The 17,637-nt window shown below is 58.1% G+C and carries 18 protein-coding genes, 1 tRNA gene and 1 pseudogene; 8 read left to right on the top strand and 12 right to left on the bottom strand.

Features of this window, described 5'->3' with window-relative positions:
* The first annotated feature begins 14 nt into the window (after window positions 1-14).
* Window positions 15-680, top strand: coding sequence for a response regulator (locus tag KGB03_RS10655; protein WP_218537073.1), 666 nt, complete (start codon window positions 15-17; stop codon window positions 678-680).
* On the top strand, window positions 656-2,011 hold the full coding sequence (locus tag KGB03_RS10660; protein WP_223527044.1) for an ATP-binding protein: 1,356 nt from the start codon (window positions 656-658) through the stop codon (window positions 2,009-2,011). The genes KGB03_RS10655 and KGB03_RS10660 overlap by 25 nt, the downstream gene beginning before the upstream one ends.
* A gap of 262 nt (window positions 2,012-2,273) precedes the next feature.
* On the opposite strand, the gene KGB03_RS10665 is transcribed toward KGB03_RS10660, so the two are convergent.
* The 3 genes from KGB03_RS10665 to KGB03_RS10675 form a co-directional block, all read right to left on the bottom strand.
* Window positions 2,274-2,489 carry a hypothetical protein gene (locus KGB03_RS10665; RefSeq protein ID WP_008154187.1) on the bottom strand — a complete coding sequence of 72 codons (216 nt, stop codon included), beginning with the start codon at window positions 2,487-2,489 and terminating at the stop codon, window positions 2,274-2,276.
* A 246-nt stretch (window positions 2,490-2,735) separates the two neighbouring features.
* The gene (locus tag KGB03_RS10670) at window positions 2,736-3,773 is read right to left on the bottom strand and encodes a polysaccharide deacetylase family protein (protein ID WP_223527045.1); all 1,038 of its coding nucleotides are present in this window, start codon (window positions 3,771-3,773) and stop codon (window positions 2,736-2,738) included.
* 13 nt (window positions 3,774-3,786) lie between these two features.
* A complete protein-coding gene (locus KGB03_RS10675) occupies window positions 3,787-4,347 on the bottom strand; it encodes an ester cyclase (RefSeq protein ID WP_223527046.1) in 561 nt (186 codons plus the stop codon).
* Between the two features lie 306 nt (window positions 4,348-4,653).
* On the opposite strand from KGB03_RS10675, the gene KGB03_RS10680 reads away from it, so the two are divergent.
* Complete coding sequence (locus tag KGB03_RS10680; RefSeq protein WP_223527047.1) at window positions 4,654-5,577, top strand: LysR family transcriptional regulator; 924 nt, start codon at window positions 4,654-4,656, stop codon at window positions 5,575-5,577.
* Window positions 5,578-5,589: 12 nt separating this feature from the next.
* Window positions 5,590-6,597, top strand: a pseudogene (locus KGB03_RS10685) (sigma-54-dependent Fis family transcriptional regulator); the annotation flags it as partial.
* Window positions 6,598-6,692: 95 nt separating this feature from the next.
* Here KGB03_RS10685 and KGB03_RS10690 read toward each other — a convergent pair.
* A complete protein-coding gene (locus tag KGB03_RS10690; protein WP_192408131.1) occupies window positions 6,693-7,910 on the bottom strand; it encodes an MFS transporter in 1,218 nt (405 codons plus the stop codon).
* Window positions 7,911-8,038: 128 nt separating this feature from the next.
* Between KGB03_RS10690 and KGB03_RS10695 the strand changes: the two genes are divergently transcribed.
* Complete coding sequence (locus KGB03_RS10695) at window positions 8,039-8,650, top strand: TetR/AcrR family transcriptional regulator (protein ID WP_192408130.1); 612 nt, start codon at window positions 8,039-8,041, stop codon at window positions 8,648-8,650.
* A gap of 141 nt (window positions 8,651-8,791) precedes the next feature.
* Here KGB03_RS10695 and KGB03_RS10700 read toward each other — a convergent pair whose 3' ends face one another.
* The 8 genes from KGB03_RS10700 to KGB03_RS10735 form a co-directional block, all read right to left on the bottom strand.
* On the bottom strand, window positions 8,792-9,133 hold the full coding sequence (locus KGB03_RS10700; protein ID WP_223527048.1) for a hypothetical protein: 342 nt from the start codon (window positions 9,131-9,133) through the stop codon (window positions 8,792-8,794).
* A gap of 212 nt (window positions 9,134-9,345) precedes the next feature.
* Complete coding sequence (locus KGB03_RS10705) at window positions 9,346-9,636, bottom strand: hypothetical protein (RefSeq protein WP_223527049.1); 291 nt, start codon at window positions 9,634-9,636, stop codon at window positions 9,346-9,348.
* Window positions 9,637-9,747: 111 nt separating this feature from the next.
* Window positions 9,748-9,823, bottom strand: a tRNA-Gly gene (locus KGB03_RS10710).
* Window positions 9,824-9,885: 62 nt separating this feature from the next.
* Window positions 9,886-10,446, bottom strand: coding sequence for a CDP-diacylglycerol--glycerol-3-phosphate 3-phosphatidyltransferase (gene pgsA / locus KGB03_RS10715; RefSeq protein ID WP_008150904.1), 561 nt, complete (start codon window positions 10,444-10,446; stop codon window positions 9,886-9,888).
* A 32-nt stretch (window positions 10,447-10,478) separates the two neighbouring features.
* Complete coding sequence (uvrC, locus tag KGB03_RS10720) at window positions 10,479-12,302, bottom strand: excinuclease ABC subunit UvrC (RefSeq protein ID WP_218537119.1); 1,824 nt, start codon at window positions 12,300-12,302, stop codon at window positions 10,479-10,481.
* 2 nt (window positions 12,303-12,304) lie between these two features.
* Entirely contained in the window at window positions 12,305-12,946 is a 642-nt protein-coding gene (gene uvrY, locus KGB03_RS10725; protein WP_008015884.1) for a UvrY/SirA/GacA family response regulator transcription factor, read from the bottom strand.
* Between the two features lie 126 nt (window positions 12,947-13,072).
* Window positions 13,073-13,516: a GNAT family N-acetyltransferase gene (locus KGB03_RS10730; RefSeq protein ID WP_218537120.1), complete on the bottom strand. Its 444-nt coding sequence runs from the start codon at window positions 13,514-13,516 to the stop codon at window positions 13,073-13,075.
* Window positions 13,516-14,274, bottom strand: coding sequence for a carbon-nitrogen hydrolase family protein (locus KGB03_RS10735; RefSeq protein WP_218537121.1), 759 nt, complete (start codon window positions 14,272-14,274; stop codon window positions 13,516-13,518). The genes KGB03_RS10730 and KGB03_RS10735 overlap by 1 nt, the downstream gene beginning before the upstream one ends.
* 624 nt (window positions 14,275-14,898) lie before the next feature.
* Between KGB03_RS10735 and KGB03_RS10740 the strand changes: the two genes are divergently transcribed.
* The 3 genes from KGB03_RS10740 to KGB03_RS10750 all read left to right on the top strand — a co-directional run bounded on the left by KGB03_RS10740 (window position 14,899) and on the right by KGB03_RS10750 (window position 17,547).
* Window positions 14,899-15,987 (top strand): 3-deoxy-7-phosphoheptulonate synthase, encoded by a 1,089-nt coding sequence (locus KGB03_RS10740; protein WP_218537122.1) that lies wholly within the window; start codon window positions 14,899-14,901, stop codon window positions 15,985-15,987.
* A gap of 288 nt (window positions 15,988-16,275) precedes the next feature.
* Window positions 16,276-17,157, top strand: a complete 882-nt coding sequence (locus KGB03_RS10745) for an esterase/lipase family protein (RefSeq protein ID WP_111449801.1) — start codon at window positions 16,276-16,278, stop codon at window positions 17,155-17,157.
* Window positions 17,158-17,265: 108 nt separating this feature from the next.
* Window positions 17,266-17,547: a peptidylprolyl isomerase gene (locus tag KGB03_RS10750; RefSeq protein ID WP_008150918.1), complete on the top strand. Its 282-nt coding sequence runs from the start codon at window positions 17,266-17,268 to the stop codon at window positions 17,545-17,547.
* Window positions 17,548-17,637 lie beyond the last annotated feature (90 nt).

The following is a 17,637-nucleotide window of genomic DNA, read 5'->3' on the forward strand; positions in this document are numbered from 1 at the left end:
TTCTGGAGCGGCAAATGCGGATATTGCTGGTTGAAGACGACCTGATGATTGGCGAAGCGACCCAGGGCGCCCTGAACGATGCGAGTTATGCCACTGACTGGGTGAAAAACGGTCTCACCGCGCTTGCAACGCTGGACACCCAACACTATGACCTGGTGCTACTGGATCTTGGGTTGCCCGGAAAAGATGGCCTGGATGTACTCGACAGCATTCGCACGCGCAACAACCCGGTGCCGTTGCTGATCATCACCGCACGGGACGACCTGGGTGATCGCTTGCGCGGCCTTGACGGTGGCGCTGACGACTACCTGCTCAAACCGTTCGATATGGCGGAGCTGCTGGCCCGTATACGAGCCGTGCTTCGCCGGAAAGGTGGCGCAGCCCTGTCCGTGCTGGACAATGGCTTAGTGTCGCTGGACTTGATCTCCAAACAAGCCACCACCTTAGAAAATAGCGACGTCCAATTGTCCAGTCGTGAGTTCGCCCTGCTGCAGGCATTGATGATTCGACCAGGTGCAATTCTCTCGCGCAGTGAACTCGAAGACCGCATCTATGGTTGGGGCAATGAAGTGGAAAGCAACGCGGTGGAGTTTTTGATTCACGCCCTGCGGCGCAAGCTAGGAAGCCATGTCATCAAGAACGTGAGGGGGATGGGATGGATGGTTTCAAAAAGCGTTTGAGGGACTCGGTACAGCTACGCCTGTCCGTGACGCTATCGCTGGCCATCCTGATCGTTGCGGTGCTGGCCGGGATTTTTGCGTTTGTCTCTGCGTTCGACGAGGCCCACGAAATGCAGGACGACACCTTGCGTCAGGTGGCCGTCTTGTTTGATCGCCAGCAGGTGTCCCTACACTATCCCGCGTCCCAGGAAGTCGATGGCGACAATGAAGAATCCAGGGTCATCGTGCAATACCTGGCCGATGGCAGTAAAGCCATCGGCAACGATGACACCCTGATACCACTGCCCTTCCCCACCACACTGGCCGATGGCTTCTCGACCTTGAATGTCACCGACGAAGACTTTCGTGTGCTGGTCAGAACCACAGCCCGCGGTGAGCGCATCGTCGTCGCTCAAGAAACCGGCGTCCGCGACAAAGAAGCCCGCGAGAGCGCCTGGCGAAGTTTGCTGCCGTTTCTCATTCTTTTTCCGGTGCTATTGCTGGTGGTGGGCGACCTGGTGCGCAAACTGTTCCGTCCGATTGCCGCCCTTTCGGCTGACATCGATCGACGCGATGAACAGGCATTGCACCCTATCGACGAGCACCATTTGCCGACCGAGATTCGGCCTTTCGTCGTGGCTATCAATCGCTTGCTCGCGCGTGTTGCGCAGTCCATGGAAAACCAGCGTCGTTTCGTTGCCGACGCTGCCCACGAACTGCGTTCCCCCATGGCAGCCCTTTCCCTGCAAGCTGAGCGACTGGCCGCCACTGAGATGCCGGGGCCGGCCCGTGAGCGCCTGTTGCCGTTGTCCCGGGGAATAGAGCGCGGTAGAAAGCTGATCGATCAACTGTTGTCCCTGGCGACCGCGCAAGCGAGCTCGGACCGACCACAGACAACCGTTTCAGTCCATGAAGTCTTTCGCCGTGTATTGGAAGATTTATTACCGCTGGCAGAACGTAAACGCATCGATATTGGCGTTGAAAGTATCGAGGACGTGCATGTCACCATCAACGAAATGGACCTGTTACTCCTGGTCAAGAATCTGGTGGACAATGCGATCCGTTACACGCCCCATGGTGGACGGATCGACCTTTCGGTCGAGCTGACGCGAGAGACTGCAATCCTGCAGGTCAAGGACTCAGGCCCAGGCATCTCGGTAGAGGAACAATCGCGAGTGTTCGATCCGTTTTATCGATGCCTGGGAACGGATGAAGCAGGCTCTGGGTTGGGCTTGTCGATCGTCAAAGCGATAGCCGATCGTACGGGAGCTCGCGTTCGATTGAGTTACTCGGACGAGATGAAAAAAAGCGGATTATGTGTCTCGGTATGGTTGAAATCAGGCAATCACTGACGCGCCGTTCAAGCCTGATTTCAAGTCGCATACCCACGATATTTACCAGAACAATGACGACTTCTTTTTGACGTTTTTTTACCAAACTGCCTCGTAGAGTGACCTATCCGGTCCTACAGGTAGTTGTCAATGAAACCTCCTAATCGGCCCCTATGTGCATCGGGCCGGCTGCGATACCCGGGATAACTGATTTTTGCATCAGTTGGATAACGGCCATTTTTTGCCGGTCGGGACCGGCTGCATTGGGCTCGCCGGTGGTCGGTCACGCTAATTTGATAGCGCCGCCCTGAATGTCATCGCGCGCCAATCGCAAGTCATTGGCGTCCTGATTGAGCCGGTGAATCAGGTTGAGCAGCCGCTGGCGCAACAACTCGTCCTTGATCTGCTCAGTTGCGCGCATTACATCAAGCGCCGCCATCTCGTTGTTGGTGGCGACTGAGTCGAGCAACTTGCGCATGCTTCGTGATGGCCGATTCATCTCTTACACCTTTATTCCATTGCCGCGAATTGTATTGCCCGAATATTACGTCCGTGTTTCAGCTCCTCAAATTCGGTCGAATTCACGGACTCACAAAAAAAATAGCCGTAGAGCGTCAGCGACTCTGGTTCATAACCATCGGTCAGTGTCAGATGACGAACCTGCATCCGACCGACATGCCACAGCTGATCGTTACAGATAGCGTCAAACGAAAAGCGCCATGACGGCCGCAATTCGCGGCCGTTTTTATAGTGTTTCAGCTTCGCGCAAAGTCAGCGGGCTGTTCTGGATGTAGCGTGCAATCTCGTCCTTGCGCATGAATGCGACCCCCGGCCGGCTTTTGGCGTAACGCAGAAACTCGTCCCAGACCCTCACCATCTGCGGCGAGCCGCTGATGCGGTCATGAGCGCTGACCGACATCATGCGGCGGCGTGTGCCGGCTTCTTCGTAGAGTTGATCGAAATCCAGCTTGATCTGCTCCAGGAACTGGGTCGGCGAATAGTTGCGGCCTTCGATCAGCAGGATGTCGTTGTTGCGCAGCGTATATGGCACCACGACGAAGTCCTTGCCGTTGACCTGTTCGATGAAAGGCTCATCGCGACTCAGATCATCGATGTGGTAGACGTAGCCCAACTCTTGTAGCAACGACAACGTGTTCGGACCACGCCGCAGCCAGTTGCAGTTGTAGCCTATCGGTCGCTGGCCCGTGACTTCTTCGACCATGCTGGCTGCCTGGATGAGGAACTGCTTCTCCTCCTCGCGGCTCATCGCATACTGGGAACTCCAGCGAGGACCGTGTCCGGCCGCTTCATGGCCGCGCGCAACGATCTCTCTTGCCATTTCGGGATGCCGCCGAGCGGCCTCGCCGATCATGTGCGAGGTCACCTTGACATGGTGGCGATCCCACAGATCGAGCATGCGTGGAATTCCCTCGCGATAGCCGTAGGCGAACCAGGTATTGGCTGCTGGATCCGATGGAATGTCCGGCGGAAAATCAACCTTGGGGAAAGGACTGTCCGTACCTTTGGACGGCTGTCCACCCGCCTCAAATTGCATGGAAATGGAAATGACCAGCCGAATGCCGTCAGGCCAGAACTGACCATGGCGTGGCGTAGTCACGAGCTTTGACGTGGAGGGCGCAGCTTGCGCGGCTGCGACGGTGGGGAGCACCGCACTCGCAGCAAGGACGCCCGCTGCCGCCCCGGCGCGATTGAGAAACGTCCGGCGGCTGACTTGCTCCAATGTATTTGGGCCGTCAGCGATGGGTTCATGGTCAATGTTCATCAGTGCAATCTCCTTACTTGGCAATCAAGCCGAGCTGTTGCAGCAGGGTCAGATTGTCTTCGAGATGCCAGTTCTCAGCGATGCGACCTTCGACGACGCGATAAATATCGGTCGCGATGAAGTCGATCGGCTGCCCTTTGCCCTGGACGCTCTTGAACTGACCGGTAAAGTGGCCAGTGAAATGCAAATGAGCGATGACTCGGTCGCCAACCACCATCATCTGCTCCACTTCACACTGGATATCGGGAATAGCCGCATGCATCGTTTTCGAGGCCGCGATCGGCCCGGTGATGCCTTGGGGGCGACCTGGCGGCAGTGTTGAATCCTTGAAGTCGGGTGCCAGGGCGGCGCGCGCGAGAGCTTCGTCGCCGGTGGTCCAGAACGTGCCATAGCGGCGTGCGGCCAGGATCTGCGCCTCGACCTGTGCCTTCGCAAGACTATGGTCGACGATCACAGTGCGGGGTTGGACGAGCGAATCGGTCGCGGCGAAGACGGGGGTCAGCGCGACGGTGACCAGGGAAGTGAGTAACCAACAACTTGTGCGGGTCAGGCGCGCAACAGGCAAAAGCGACATGAGGATTCTCCAATCGATAGGTAATGAGGGATACACGGTCGAACTGCAGTTTGATAAAAGCTCGGCTGCTCAGGGGATGACTGATTGCTGATTGGGGACCAGTTCGATGACGACGCCCGATGCCATTGCGACGAACAACTGGCGTTCGCCCGCAAGCGGCACTTCATTGAGCCCCTAGTGAATGCCGCTGAGTCGAATCCGATCGAGCAACTGCGACTGTTTGTTCATGCCGCTATTTTGCGTAGCCCTCCTCAATTTGATAATTGACGTATTATTTGAATAACTTTCAAAAAATTTCGAAATATCATGGACTACCTAGGCGACATCAGGCTGTTTGTCGAAGCAGCAAATCTCGGTGGATTGTCGGCTGCAGGTCGCAAGCTCGGGCTATCCCCCGCTGCCGCGAGTGCGCGCCTGGTTAAGCTCGAATCTGTGTTGCATACGCGCCTGTTCGAGCGCACGACACGCCACCTGCGCTTGACGGATGAAGGGCGGACGTATTTGTCCTATTGCCAGCAGGCACTCCAGGCACTCGACGATGGCAATGCCTTTCTCCAGGCTGGGAAAAGCGTCGTGGGTGGCAAGATGCGAATATCCGCTACCTCAGATTTCGGTCGCAACGTGTTAAAGAACTGGCTTGACCAGTTCAACACGCAATACCCTGAGGTGAGGTTCGCGCTGGTGCTATCGGATTCGCTGTCGAATTTGTTGCAAGACGATATTGATCTCGCCATCCGATTTGGCATGCCGCCGGACAGTTCCTTCGTTGCCCGCCTCTTGGCACCCAATCGGCGCGTGCTGTGTGCATCGCCTCGATATCTGGCAAAACACGGCGCCCCCGAACATCCACGGGATTTGGAACGTTTCGACTGCATTGTCCTTAACTCTGTCGCCGGGCCTGCAAACGACTGGCGCTTCATCCGAAATGACAAAGTCGAAAGTTATAGGGTCCCGCTTGCAAACGCTCGCGAGACCAATGATGGCGCGGTCGCTCGAGAGTGGGCGGTTCACGGTTACGGCATTGCAATGAAATCGATGTGGGATATTGGCGCAGACCTACGAGCAGGACGCTTGAAGATTCTATTGCCGCAGTGGCGGTCTGAGGACGCGCCGGTACATGCCCTATATCAACGTAACCGGTATATGGCACCTCGCGTACGCGCCCTTCTCGAATTTCTGATCGAGCGCTTTGCAGAAGAATCCAGCAACCTGGACGAATATTTGAGCTGATACTTTCGAATGCAGCTGCACGGACTCCTCCGCGGGCCACGTCGGGTGAAACGCAACCCATCGCGCCCGGTATTGACACCCGCCGAGCTCGATCCGCGACTGGAAGAAAGCCTGCGCCTTGCAGTGCGGGTCAAAGACCGCAACCTGCCGGTGCTGATCCAGGGCGAGACCGGCTCCGGCAAAGAAGTCTTCGCCCGTCAGTTACATCAGGCCAGCCAGCGCCGTGAGCGTCCGTTTGTTGCAGTGAACTGCGCGGCGATCCCGGAGAACCTGATCGAAAGCGAATTATTTGGCTATGTCGCCGGTGCCTTCACGGGCGCCTCGAGCAAGGGCATGCAAGGTCTGCTGGAGCAAGCCGACGGCGGCACGCTGTTTCTCGATGAAATCGGCGACATGCCCCTGCCCTTGCAAACCCGCCTGCTGCGGGTTCTGGCCGAAGGTGAAGTGGCGCCACTGGGCGCTTCACGGCGCAAAGCGATCGACCTTCAAGTCATCTGCGCAAGTCACCGCGATCTGGAAGCACTGGTCGCTGCGGGCGAGTTTCGCGAGGACCTGTACTTTCGTTTGAGTGGAGCACGCTTCCAGTTGCCGCCGCTGCGCGAACGCAGTGACCGCCTGGCGCTGATCAACCGGATTCTCGATGAGGAATCGACGCTTTGCGCAGAATCCATGCAACTGGGAGGCGCGGCGCTGGAATGCCTGCTTGGCTACCGCTGGCCAGGTAACGTTCGCCAGTTACGCCACGTGCTGCGTTATGCCTGCGCGGTGTGCGATACAAACCTGATTCAGGTCAGCCATTTGCCCGAACAACTGCAAGGCCACCGGCTTAGTGGCCCAAGTTCCGGCGACACCAATGATTGCTACACGAGCCCCGAACGCCAAGCACTGCTCGATGCCTTGGTGCGTCATCGCTGGAAACCCACCGCCGCCGCCAAGGCTTTGGGCATTTCCCGGGCAACCCTGTATCGGCGGGTACATCAGCACGGTATAGAGATGCCGGGTAGAAGCCAGGTTGAATGAGCCTGAAAGCCAGCAGAAAGAACGATTTAACTAACGTTTCTTGTGCTTTCTTCTGGCGATTTCCAAAGCCTCGCTTTCCTACCCTTCTTTGTGATTCAGTGCCCCGCAACAACAGGCCTTCCAGCCGCACGCGCGCCCGATTTGAAGCCATGAACCCGAGCCCCCCAGACAATCACGAATCCCACCCCGACCAACACCACCATTGCCCATGGAAAAGAGGCTGCGCCCCACCTGTCCAACAACACTCCGCCCACGACACCACTCGCGGCAATCGCACTATTCCAAGCCACCACATTCAGCGACAACGCCACATCTGCCCCATCCCCCGCGGCATCCGCCAGCGCCGTTTGCAGCAACGTCGCCGCTCCGCCGAAGCTCACCCCCCAAACCGCTGCGCCGACATAGATTATCTCCGGCACGCGGCCCAAAAGGCCAAACATTACACACACCGCCGCAAACGCTGCCAAGCTCACCAACACCGTTTTGCGCAACGATACCTCAACCCTTTTGGCAGTCAGCCAAATCCCCACCAACGCCGCAATGCCAAACACCAACAACACCACATCCACCCGATCCGCCAACCCCGCTGGTGCCACGAAGGGTGCGATGTAGGTGTAGAGAATGTTGTGCGCCAGCATCCAGCTGATGACCACTGCCAGCACGGGTCGCACGCCTGGCGTGGTCATCACGGTACGCAATGACATGCGCTGGCTGGCGGCTTGAGGTGGGTAGTCCGGTACTTTCACCAGTACCCAGGCGATCAGCACCAGTGTGAGGACGGACATGATGCCGAAAGTGGTGCGCCAACCCACGAGACCGCCCAGCCAAGTGCCGAGTGGTACACCCAGTGAAAGGGCAATCGGTGTGCCGACCATGGCCAGCGCTAGCGCCTTGCCTTGTTGATGGGGCGCGACCATACGCCTGGCGTAGCCGGCCAGCAGGCTCCAGGCCAGGCCAGCCGCGACGCCGGCAAAAAAGCGCGCCACCAGGGTCACGCCGTAGTGCGATGACAACGCGGTGATGGAGTTGAACAGCAAGAAACCGACGATAGTCAGCAACAACACATTACGGCGGCGCCAGCCGCGGGTGGCGATGGTCATGGGGATGACCGCCAGCACCGAGCCCAGCGCATAAGCGGTGACCATCTGGCCAGCCATGGAAGGGGAAATTGCCAGGCCTTCGCTGATCAGCGGCAACAGGCCGGCGGGCAATGTTTCGGTGACAATGCAGATGAAGCCGGTCATGGCCAGCGCGAGCAACGCGCCGATGGGCAGGCGGTCGGGCGCTGCCGATAAGGTAATAGAGGGTGTCACGGGAGATTCCTTGAGTGAGGATTCAGACTTAAATACTGATCGATACAAATGTTGAAGGATGCCCGTGTTCGTTGTCAATGACTTATGTATCGACTAGTATTTATCTCGTCATCCAGAGGAGCCTTGAAATGGCGCAAATGGGCCGCCCCCGTACCTTCGACCGCGACCACGCTGTGGAACAGGCCATGCACTTGTTTTGGCAACACGGCTACGACGCGACCTCGCTCGCAAAGTTGAAAGCCGGACTGGGCAGAGGGATTTCCGCACCAAGTTTTTACGCAGCGTTCGGTTCCAAGGAAGCGTTGTTTGATGAGTGTGTGCAGCGTTACCTGGCGACCTTCGCTCAGGTCACCGAATGTCTGTGGGACGAGAGCCTGCCGCCACGCCAGGCCATCGAGACTGCGCTACGCCAGTCGGCGCGCATGCAGTGTGAGGACAGTCATCCAAAGGGCTGCATGGTGACCCTCGGTGTAATGAGCGCACCCAGCCCGGAGAATGCTCGGGTGGTCGATGCCCTGACCCAATCTCGCGCCCGGACGCGCGCGGGGATTTTGGCTTGTGTCGAGCGGGGAGTCAGTGCCGGTCAGTTGCCGGGCAATACTCACGCGCCCGCGATGGCTGCGGTGTTCGACAGTTTCTTGCAGGGCATTTCCATCCTCGCTCGTGATAACACGCCGCATGAGGTCATTGATGCGGCCATTACCCAGATAATGTTGACGTGGGACATTGCAGCCTCCTGATAGAAGCCAGCAGGTGTACACCTTAATCAGGATGAGGCAGCAGACGAAAAAAAGCCCCGCCACCGAATCCGGTGCGGGGCAAAAAACTGGTTGGTTGCTGCCAACCAAAGGAGCACGGTGAGAAGCGTTTACGGGCCAGGATCAGATGCAATCCTGCGCGGCGCGTTCAAAACTTGAAGGCAGGAAGTTCGAAGCCAGCAAATGTCGTTCGTAGATGAACACCTTGCCGCCGTTCCCGGCCTTATAGGCTTCCAGCACGTTATCCGCCGAGACTTTGCTCGGCACGATGATCCGGTAGCTGCGCTGGGTCTGCGAGACAGTCGGATTCAACGCACTGCCCTGCAATTTCGGTACGACGCAGTCGGCGTATTGGGCCGGGGTCTTGCTGGTCTGCAAGGTCAGGGTCGGATCGTTCGGCGTAGAGGCACAACCGGCGAGCAGCAAAAAGGCAAACACCATGGCGGGCACGAACAAAGGGCGCATCGGTCTCATAGCCGTCTTGCCCGATTTCCGAGACCGGGTGGCCGAGTACTTGACCCAATACGAAACCGTACTGTTGTGCGAAAAAACGCCCGACCCGGCGCGCCCTCTTTGGACTCGACATCCAGGTGATGAATCGGTAATCGCATGTGCAGCAGCATTCTTATCACCGCGGTAGCGAACAGGCAGGCAGATGGCGCCGATAATGACGGAGCTCAATGCGTGACCTTCCTCGTCATTGCACGTATCAAAAGTACCATCATCACTGCGTGCAAGATGACCACTGGCCACAAGAGACCCCCTCTCGCGTCGCCGCAGAAGCCAACGTAGGTGAGATACAGCGCAACGGCTGCGTTATAGATCAACATGCCGAGCATGGGTGGGCCGGGCCAGCAGGCGACCGCCAAGGCGATGAGAGCGATGCCGGCCACGCGGACGATGACACCGGTCAGTTCGATGCCAAGTAGCAGATGCCCGACCAGAGAGGGGACAAACAGCAGCCCCACGCTATCGCAATGGCAGCCACGAGCGTGCTTTCAGGAGGAACTCGGCAAAGAAAAACTTTTCTTTGGACGAAAAAAAATGGACCTCTTTTCAGAGATCCATTTTTTAATGCTTGGAGCGGGAAACGAGACTCGAACTCGCGACCCCGACCTTGGCAAGGTCGTGCTCTACCAACTGAGCTATTCCCGCGTCTTGGTGTGGCGCATTCTATAGAATCCAGAAGCCCCGTCAACCCCTTGATTCAAAAAAGTTTATTTCTTTTCCACGTCGGTCTTCAGATGCGGCCAGGCAGCCCGTAAATACTGGACCATGGACCACAACGTCAGGCCCGCGGATATCAGCAGCAAGGCGTAACCCAGCAGCACCCAGAACGTGAAATCCGACGGATTGGCCAGCAGGATCACCAGCGCCAGCATTTGCGCGGCGGTCTTCCATTTGCCCAGGTTCGACACCGCGACGTGAGCGCGGGCGCCGAGTTCGGCCATCCATTCGCGAAGTGCCGAGACGACAATCTCGCGACCGATGATCACGGCGGCCGGCAGTGTGAGCCACAGGTTGCCATGTTCTTGCACCAGCAATACCAGCGCAACAGCGACCATCAGCTTGTCAGCCACAGGATCGAGGAAAGCCCCGAACGGTGTGCTTTGTTCCAGTCGGCGGGCCAGATACCCGTCCAGCCAGTCTGTGGCGGCGGCAAATGCGAACACCGAGGCGGACGCCAGGTAGCTCCATTGATACGGCAGGTAGAACAGTAAAATGAAGATCGGAATGAGCAGGACGCGTAGTACGGTAATCAGATTAGGGATATTCATCGGCACAACTGGCTACGAGGTGAGGGGGCATTCTACTCGCTGTGCAGATTGGCATAAATCAACTCTGCGAGCTTTTTACTGATCCCGGGTGCTTTGGCGATCTCTTCGATGCTGGCACGAGACAGCTCCTGCAATCCACCAAAATGTTTCAACAAATCGCGGCGACGTGTCGGTCCGACGCCAGCAACGCCTTCAAGTGTAGACGTGCGGCGAGTTTTCCCACGACGGGCGCGGTGGCCGGTAATCGCGAAACGGTGAGCTTCGTCGCGTATCTGCTGGATCAAATGCAGCGCGGGGGAATCACCGCGCAAGGTGAATTCGTGGGCAGCATCATTCAGGTACAAGGTTTCGAAACCGGCCTTGCGCGTGGCGCCCTTGGCGACGCCCAGCAGAATCAGATCAGGCACGGCCAATTCATTGAGCACGTCGCGGGCCATGGACAGCTGCCCCTTGCCACCGTCCACCAGCAAAATGTCCGGCAGCTTGCCCTCCCCGTCCTTCAGTTTGCTGAAGCGTCGGGTCAGGGCCTGATGCATCGCGGCGTAGTCATCGCCCGGGGTGACGCCTTCAATGTTGTAGCGACGGTAGTCGGACTTGATCGGGCCTTCGGGACCGAACACCACGCAGGATGCCACGGTCGCTTCGCCGCTGGAGTGACTGATGTCATAACACTCCAGGCGCTGTGGTGGCTCATCCAGATTCAACACTTCCGCCAAGGCATCGAAACGTGCAGCAACGTGTTGACGGTTAGCCAGTCGCGCTCCCAGGGCCTGCTCGGCATTGGTGACCGCCAACTGTTGCCAGCGTGCTCGCGTACCACGAACCCTGTGACTGATGGTCAGTTCGCGACCGCGCAGCTCATCGATGGCCGCGATCAGGGTCGGAAAGTCTTCGTGAACCACGTTGACGATCAGTTCGCTGGGCAAGTCGCGCTCGGGACTGCTGATGAAGTACTGGCCGAGAAACGCCGCCATGACTTCAGAAACGTCCTCTTCAATACCCACCTGCGGAAAGAAGTTCTTGCTCCCCAACACCCGCCCGCCACGCACACTGATCAAATGAACGCAGGCACCACCCGGATTGACGTACGCTGCGATCACGTCGACATCGCCCGTCCCGCCTTCCATGCTTTGCTGGTCCTGGACCCGGCGCAGTAATGAAATCTGATCCCGCAGCTCGGCCGCACGCTCGAACTCGAGGTTGATCGCCGCCTCTTCCATTCCTGCGGACAACTCATCCGTCAGCGCATTGCTGCGCCCCTCAAGGAACATCACCGAGTGTCGTACGTCTTCGGCATACACCTCGGGCTCCACCAGCCCGACACAGGGCGCCTTGCAGCGTTTGATCTGGTATTGCAGGCAAGGACGCGTGCGGTTCTTGTAATAGCTGTCTTCGCACTGACGAACGAAAAACGTCTTCTGCAGCAGGCTCAGGCTTTCGCGAATCGCACCGGCACTGGGATAAGGGCCGAAATACTTGCCCTTGGCCTTTTTTGCACCGCGATGGATGCTCAAGCGAGGGAACTGACCATCCGAGAGAAAGACGTAAGGGTAGGATTTATCGTCGCGCAGCAGGATGTTGTAGGGCGGGCGCCACTCCTTGATCAGCGTCTGCTCAAGCAGCAAGGCTTCGGTTTCATTGGCCGTAATCGTCGTTTCGACCTGAGCGATACGCGCGACCAGCGCCGCGGTCTTGGGCGCAAGACCGGATTTGCGGAAGTAACTCGACAGGCGATTCTTGAGGTTCTTGGCCTTGCCGACGTAGAGCAGGCGTGCCTCGCTGTCGAACATGCGATACACACCGGGACGCCCACTGACCGTCGACAGAAAGGCGCTTGGATCGAAGACTTCAGTCATTTTCAGAGGCTGGCATCGACCATGCCGTGACGAACCGCCAACAGCGTCAACTCGACATCACTGCTGATCGAAAGCTTTTCGAAAATGCGGTAACGGTAAGTGTTCACGGTTTTTGGCGAAAGACACAGTTTGTCGGAAATGATCTGGACCTTCTGACAGCCGACAATCATCAGCGCGATCTGGATTTCCCGCTCCGACAAGGCGTCGAAAGGCGAATCATTGGTCGGCTGGAAGGATTTGATCGCCAGTTGCTGTGCAATTTGCGGGCTGATGTAGCGCTGCCCGGCAAACACCAGGCGGATGGCCTGGACCATTTCCGGCAACCCGGCACCCTTGGTCAGATAGCCCGCGGCCCCTGCCTGCAACAACCGCGTCGGAAACGGATCTTCTTCGCACACGGTGACCGCGACGACTTTGATATCCGGATGACTGCGCAATAATTTGCGTGTGGCTTCAAGACCGCCGATGCCGGGCATCTTGACGTCCATCAGCACCACATCGGGTTTCAACTCACGCGCCTTGAGCAGGGATTCTTCGCCTGACTCAGCCTGGCCGACTACTTGCAGGCCATCGATGTCAGCCAGCATTCGTGTTATGCCTGTACGAACGAGATCATGATCATCGACTACTAGCACCCTAATCAAGCAGACACCTCGCGAAATGGTCTTATTGGGTTGCCGACACCTTAGCAAAAAGCAACTGGCAGACCTAGCGGCAAGCATCATATAAAAAGTTTCAATACATCTTGAAAGGCTTGTCGTATGCGTGTTTCAGCCGGGCGAGGCATCGATATCACGCTGCATTCTCAGGAAACACGCGTCTGTGCCGACCACCTTCAACCCCTTTCTCTCATACAACACTTGCGCGGGATTATTTTCAAATACCGTCAAACGCAATGCCGGACGCCGTTCCTTGCACGCCATGGCGAAGACCTGATCAATCGCCCAGGAACCGGCGCCCTGCCCTCGAAACGCTTCGAGGACATGCAATTCGCGGATGTACAGGGCTTTAGCGTCACGACTCAGACTGAAAAAGCCCAGCACCGTACTGCCACTCACAATCAACCAGTTCTCGCGCCCGGTCCAGCCCACGTCGAACCCTTCGTCCTGCCACAGCAGATCGTGCTGTATGTAATAGCGGAGCATGTTGTTGCGGGTCAGTTCACGAGCGAAGTCGAGGTCCCGGGATGTCGCCGGGCGTAAATTAAATACCATCACCCCTGCGCAACCTCCACTGTTTGCCCTTTCCAGCCGTCAGCGTTGCGTCGAGCGACGACCATCAGGTTACCCGTACCCGGTGCGGCCGCAATCAGCGAACCGTCCGACGCCCAGATCGCGCTGCGTCCTGCCGACTCCCAGCCACCCGTTGCACCGCCATGGTTGGCCATCAGGACCGTCATCGAATGAGCGCTGGCGTAGCCTTGCAACAACGCGGTATCCGGGGCGTAGCCGTTTTCCGTGATCAGCACGCCCGCCGCATAGAGATCGGCGCCTTGCTGCGCCGCTGCGGCGGCATGACTGGCGTGAGAGAAGTCCGCGCACACCGCCAATGCGACCGTATCGGCACCTACGGTCAGGGTCGAACCGCCGGTTCCCGGTGCAAATGCCACTTCCTCGCCCGGATGCAGATGTTGCTTGCTGTAGATCTCGAGCGATCCATCAGCGCCCAACACCAGCGCCCCAATCAATACGGGCGAATCCTCCGACAGGCGAATCGGCATCCCGACGACTGTCGTCACACCGACTTCCCGCGCGAAATCCCGTAGCGGTTGCAGGACCTCGGCATCTGGCGCAATGGCCAATTCAGCCGCAAGCCCACGCTCGTACCCGGTCAGCGATAACTCCGGGAACACCAACAATTGCACGCCCTGCTCTGCGGCAACTTGCATGAAGCGCTGATGCCACACAATGTTTGCGGCAAGGTCACCGGCGATGGAGATCGATTGAGCAGCGGCGATGATCAGTGGCGTCATGGTTCGTCCTTATGACGTTCATGAATGTGAAGCACAAAGTGTGTCACAACCGGCGACGCACTCAAGCGATAGAAAATGCCGTCGGCGATCGATAGCATTTTCTGATTGAAACCACGTACCGGCCTCGCGTAAGCTCGGCGCACTTATCGGAGAAAGACCATGTCCAGCACCCTCTCACAGCTTCGTACCGTCAGCGCCCTGCGCTCGATGGCGGCTGCCCGGGTGAATGACGTTTGTGCTCCGGTCAGCTTTTATTTTGGGTATTGGTTTAGCCACTGGCGCGCCTGATACCCACACGGCGCCCACTTTAAACGGGTCGCCACCAGAGAATTCTCAACCCCCGGTCGGCTTCCCGACCGGGGGTTTTGTTTTTTCAGCCCCGCACATTTTTAGCGACACACCAGACAATCAGAGGATTCAACAATGAACTACGCCACTTATTACCGTTACGACAGTTTTACCGCCTGGCGATTTAGCAGCCTCCGCTCGGGACAGCCTGCCGCCTCCGATCGGTCACCCACAGGTGGCAAGCACACACACGCAGCCAATCCGGCCAATTGTCGAACACCCCAGTAGGGCCGAGCGCGCGGGAACGAACCCGCCGCCAGCCCAGGAAGCCCGAATATGAACTCGTCCGTCTCTGCTCTGCCGCTGTCCACCTTGAGCCCTGCCAATGAAGCGCTGACCCTGCGCCTGCCCAGCTCATTGCAACTCAAACAGCAACTGCCACTCAGCAACGCCCTGAGCCAGCAAGTCGCCGCCCACCGCCAGGCGGTTCGCGCGATCCTCAACGGTGAAGACTCCCGTCTGCTGGTCATCGTCGGTCCCTGCTCGATCCACGATCCTCAGTCCGCCCTAGAATACGCCGGCAACCTCGCCCGCCTCGCCGCCGACGTCAGTGATGAAATGCTGCTGGTAATGCGCGCCTACGTCGAAAAACCCCGCACCACGGTCGGCTGGAAAGGCCTGGCCTACGATCCCCATCTGGATGGCAGCGATGACATGGCCGGCGGCTTGACGCTGTCCCGCGAGTTGATGCGCGAAATGCTCCGCCTGGGACTGCCGATTGCCACCGAACTGCTGCAACCGATGGCTGCCGGCTACTTCGACGATCTGCTGAGCTGGGTCGCCATTGGCGCTCGCACCACCGAATCGCAGATCCACCGTGAAATGGCCAGCGGCCTGAACATGCCGGTCGGCTTCAAGAACGGCACCGATGGTGGTGTCGGTGTGGCCAGCGACGCCATGCGCTCTGCCGCCCATCCGCATCGCCATTTCGGTGTCGACAGCCAGGGTCATCCGGCAATCATTCAAACGCCGGGCAACTCCGACACCCACCTGGTGCTGCGTGGCGGACATCGCGGGCCGAACTACAACCGCGACAGCATCGCCCAAGTGAACAGCGATTTGACCCAACTGAAGATCCCGGCCCGGATCATGGTCGACTGCAGCCATGCCAACAGCGGCAAAGACCCGTTGCGTCAGCCAGCGGTGTTTAACGATGTGCTTGAACAGCGCCTGCAAGGTGATCGATCACTGATCGGCATGATGATCGAGAGTCACCTGTTCGAAGGCTGCCAACCGCTGAGCCCGTCCATGCGTTACGGCGTGTCCGTCACGGACGGCTGCCTTGGCTGGAGCGGGACGGAGTCATTGTTGCGCCAGGCAGCCGACCGGCTCAGAGCCCAGAACAGGGATCAACAATCGGCGTGAGCCACACCCTCGTCCAGTCCTCCTATCGAGGACTGGACGTCGGAATTGAGACACGACTCACAGGCAAAGGATGTTCCCGAAGTAGGCCATCGCAGAAAAGCGCTCTGTTACAGATCAAAAGATGTCCAAATATTCCGAACAAGACCTCATCTACTTTCGAACTTTCGTACATTTTCTATTCCGTTTTCATCAGGTTGCAGCGGCTTTTTCATACAACGCCGAACAGCGGGTGTGCTTTAGAGTGAGCCCATCAACACACCTCTGAACGACTGCGAAAAAGGAAAGAACATGCTACGGAATGCAACTACTCAGTATCCGATCCTATTGGTCCACGGGCTCTTCGGCTTCGACCGCATCGGCAAGATCGAACTCTTTCGTGACGTCAAGCAGGCACTCAGGAGTGCAGGCGCAAGAGTGTTTATCCCGCACTTGTCGGCTACCCATAGCAACGAAGCTCGCGGCGACCAGCTTCTGGCGCAGATCGAACGTGTACTGGACGGAACCGGTGCGAATAAAGTCAACCTGATCGGCCACAGCCAGGGCGCACTCGCTGCACGTTATGCGGCGGCGACGGCGCCGCAAATAATTGCTTCGGTAACCTCCGTCAGCGGACCGAATCACGGCTCGGAACTGGCCGACTTCTTGCGCAAGGCGCTGACGCCCGGGCGCCTGCCGGAACACGTCGCCTCGACAGTTGCAACGTTGTTTGCAGACTTTCTATCGTTGCTTAGCGGCCACCGTCACCTGCCACAGAACGCCATCGCCGCGCTGAATGCCCTGACCACCGAAGGTGTAGGCGCGTTCAACGACAAATACCCGCAGGGCTTGCCGAAAACCTGGGGGGGCAAGGGTCGCGAACTGGTCGACGGCGTACGTTATTACTCCTGGAGCGGCACCCTGCAGGGCGATCTCCTCGACAAAGGGCTTGATGCCCTGAGTCCGCTGCACGGGTTCCTCCGCGCCTTTTCCCACTACTTCACCACCGAACCCGAGCAGAACGATGGCCTGGTTGGCCGCTACAGCTCCCATTTGGGCAAAGTCATCCGGTCCGACTACCCGCTGGATCATCTGGACAGCCTCAGCCAGACCGCCGGTCCGTTGCGCAAGGGCATCGACCCGATTGCCCTGTATGTGCAGCATGCCGAGCGCCTGAGAAATGCCGGCCTATAAAGGAACACCGTACCGGCCTGCATAAGCTGTACGGAACTTTGAGAAGAAATAGACCACTGAATCCGGTAGGCTCCGCACTTTACTGAACATTGAAAGGAGTATTTCACCATGGCTAAAGCCACTGCCCGTCACATCCTCGTTGCCAGCGAAGCCAAGTGCAACGAATTGAAAGCCCAAATCGAAGGCGGCGCTGATTTCGCCGAAGTCGCCAAAGCCAACTCCACTTGCCCGTCCAGCCGCCAGGGCGGTGATCTGGGTTCGTTCGGTCCAGGCCAGATGGTCAAGGAATTCGACACCGTGGTCTTCAGCGCACCGATCAACGTGGTGCAAGGCCCGGTCAAGACCCAGTTCGGTTACCACCTGCTGGAAGTGACCAGCCGTCAGGACTGATCAAGCCTGAAGTTTTCTGCTCAACGGCCCGCCTTTTGGCGGGCCGTTGTGTTTCGGATACGTGATACGGGTGGCGAGGGACGCGCCGCT

It is taken from the genome of Pseudomonas sp. BF-B-26, from assembly GCF_019956495.1.
Lineage (GTDB): Bacteria > Pseudomonadota > Gammaproteobacteria > Pseudomonadales > Pseudomonadaceae > Aquipseudomonas.

Bases quoted from the DNA above. Each gene is read 5' to 3' on its own strand.
- KGB03_RS10655 (WP_218537073.1), top strand. From the start codon at position 15: ATGCGGATATTGCTGGTTGAAGACGACCTGATGATTGGCGAAGCGACC.
- KGB03_RS10660 (WP_223527044.1), top strand. From the start codon at position 656: ATGGATGGTTTCAAAAAGCGTTTGAGGGACTCGGTACAGCTACGCCTG.
- KGB03_RS10665 (WP_008154187.1), bottom strand. From the start codon at position 2,489: ATGAATCGGCCATCACGAAGCATGCGCAAGTTGCTCGACTCAGTCGCC.
- KGB03_RS10670 (WP_223527045.1), bottom strand. From the start codon at position 3,773: ATGAACATTGACCATGAACCCATCGCTGACGGCCCAAATACATTGGAG.
- KGB03_RS10675 (WP_223527046.1), bottom strand. From the start codon at position 4,347: ATGTCGCTTTTGCCTGTTGCGCGCCTGACCCGCACAAGTTGTTGGTTA.
- KGB03_RS10680 (WP_223527047.1), top strand. From the start codon at position 4,654: ATGGACTACCTAGGCGACATCAGGCTGTTTGTCGAAGCAGCAAATCTC.
- KGB03_RS10695 (WP_192408130.1), top strand. From the start codon at position 8,039: ATGGCGCAAATGGGCCGCCCCCGTACCTTCGACCGCGACCACGCTGTG.
- KGB03_RS10700 (WP_223527048.1), bottom strand. From the start codon at position 9,133: ATGCGCCCTTTGTTCGTGCCCGCCATGGTGTTTGCCTTTTTGCTGCTC.
- pgsA (WP_008150904.1), bottom strand. From the start codon at position 10,446: ATGAATATCCCTAATCTGATTACCGTACTACGCGTCCTGCTCATTCCG.
- uvrC (WP_218537119.1), bottom strand. From the start codon at position 12,302: ATGACTGAAGTCTTCGATCCAAGCGCCTTTCTGTCGACGGTCAGTGGG.
- KGB03_RS10730 (WP_218537120.1), bottom strand. From the start codon at position 13,516: ATGGTATTTAATTTACGCCCGGCGACATCCCGGGACCTCGACTTCGCT.
- KGB03_RS10735 (WP_218537121.1), bottom strand. From the start codon at position 14,274: ATGACGCCACTGATCATCGCCGCTGCTCAATCGATCTCCATCGCCGGT.
- KGB03_RS10740 (WP_218537122.1), top strand. From the start codon at position 14,899: ATGAACTCGTCCGTCTCTGCTCTGCCGCTGTCCACCTTGAGCCCTGCC.
- KGB03_RS10745 (WP_111449801.1), top strand. From the start codon at position 16,276: ATGCTACGGAATGCAACTACTCAGTATCCGATCCTATTGGTCCACGGG.
- KGB03_RS10750 (WP_008150918.1), top strand. From the start codon at position 17,266: ATGGCTAAAGCCACTGCCCGTCACATCCTCGTTGCCAGCGAAGCCAAG.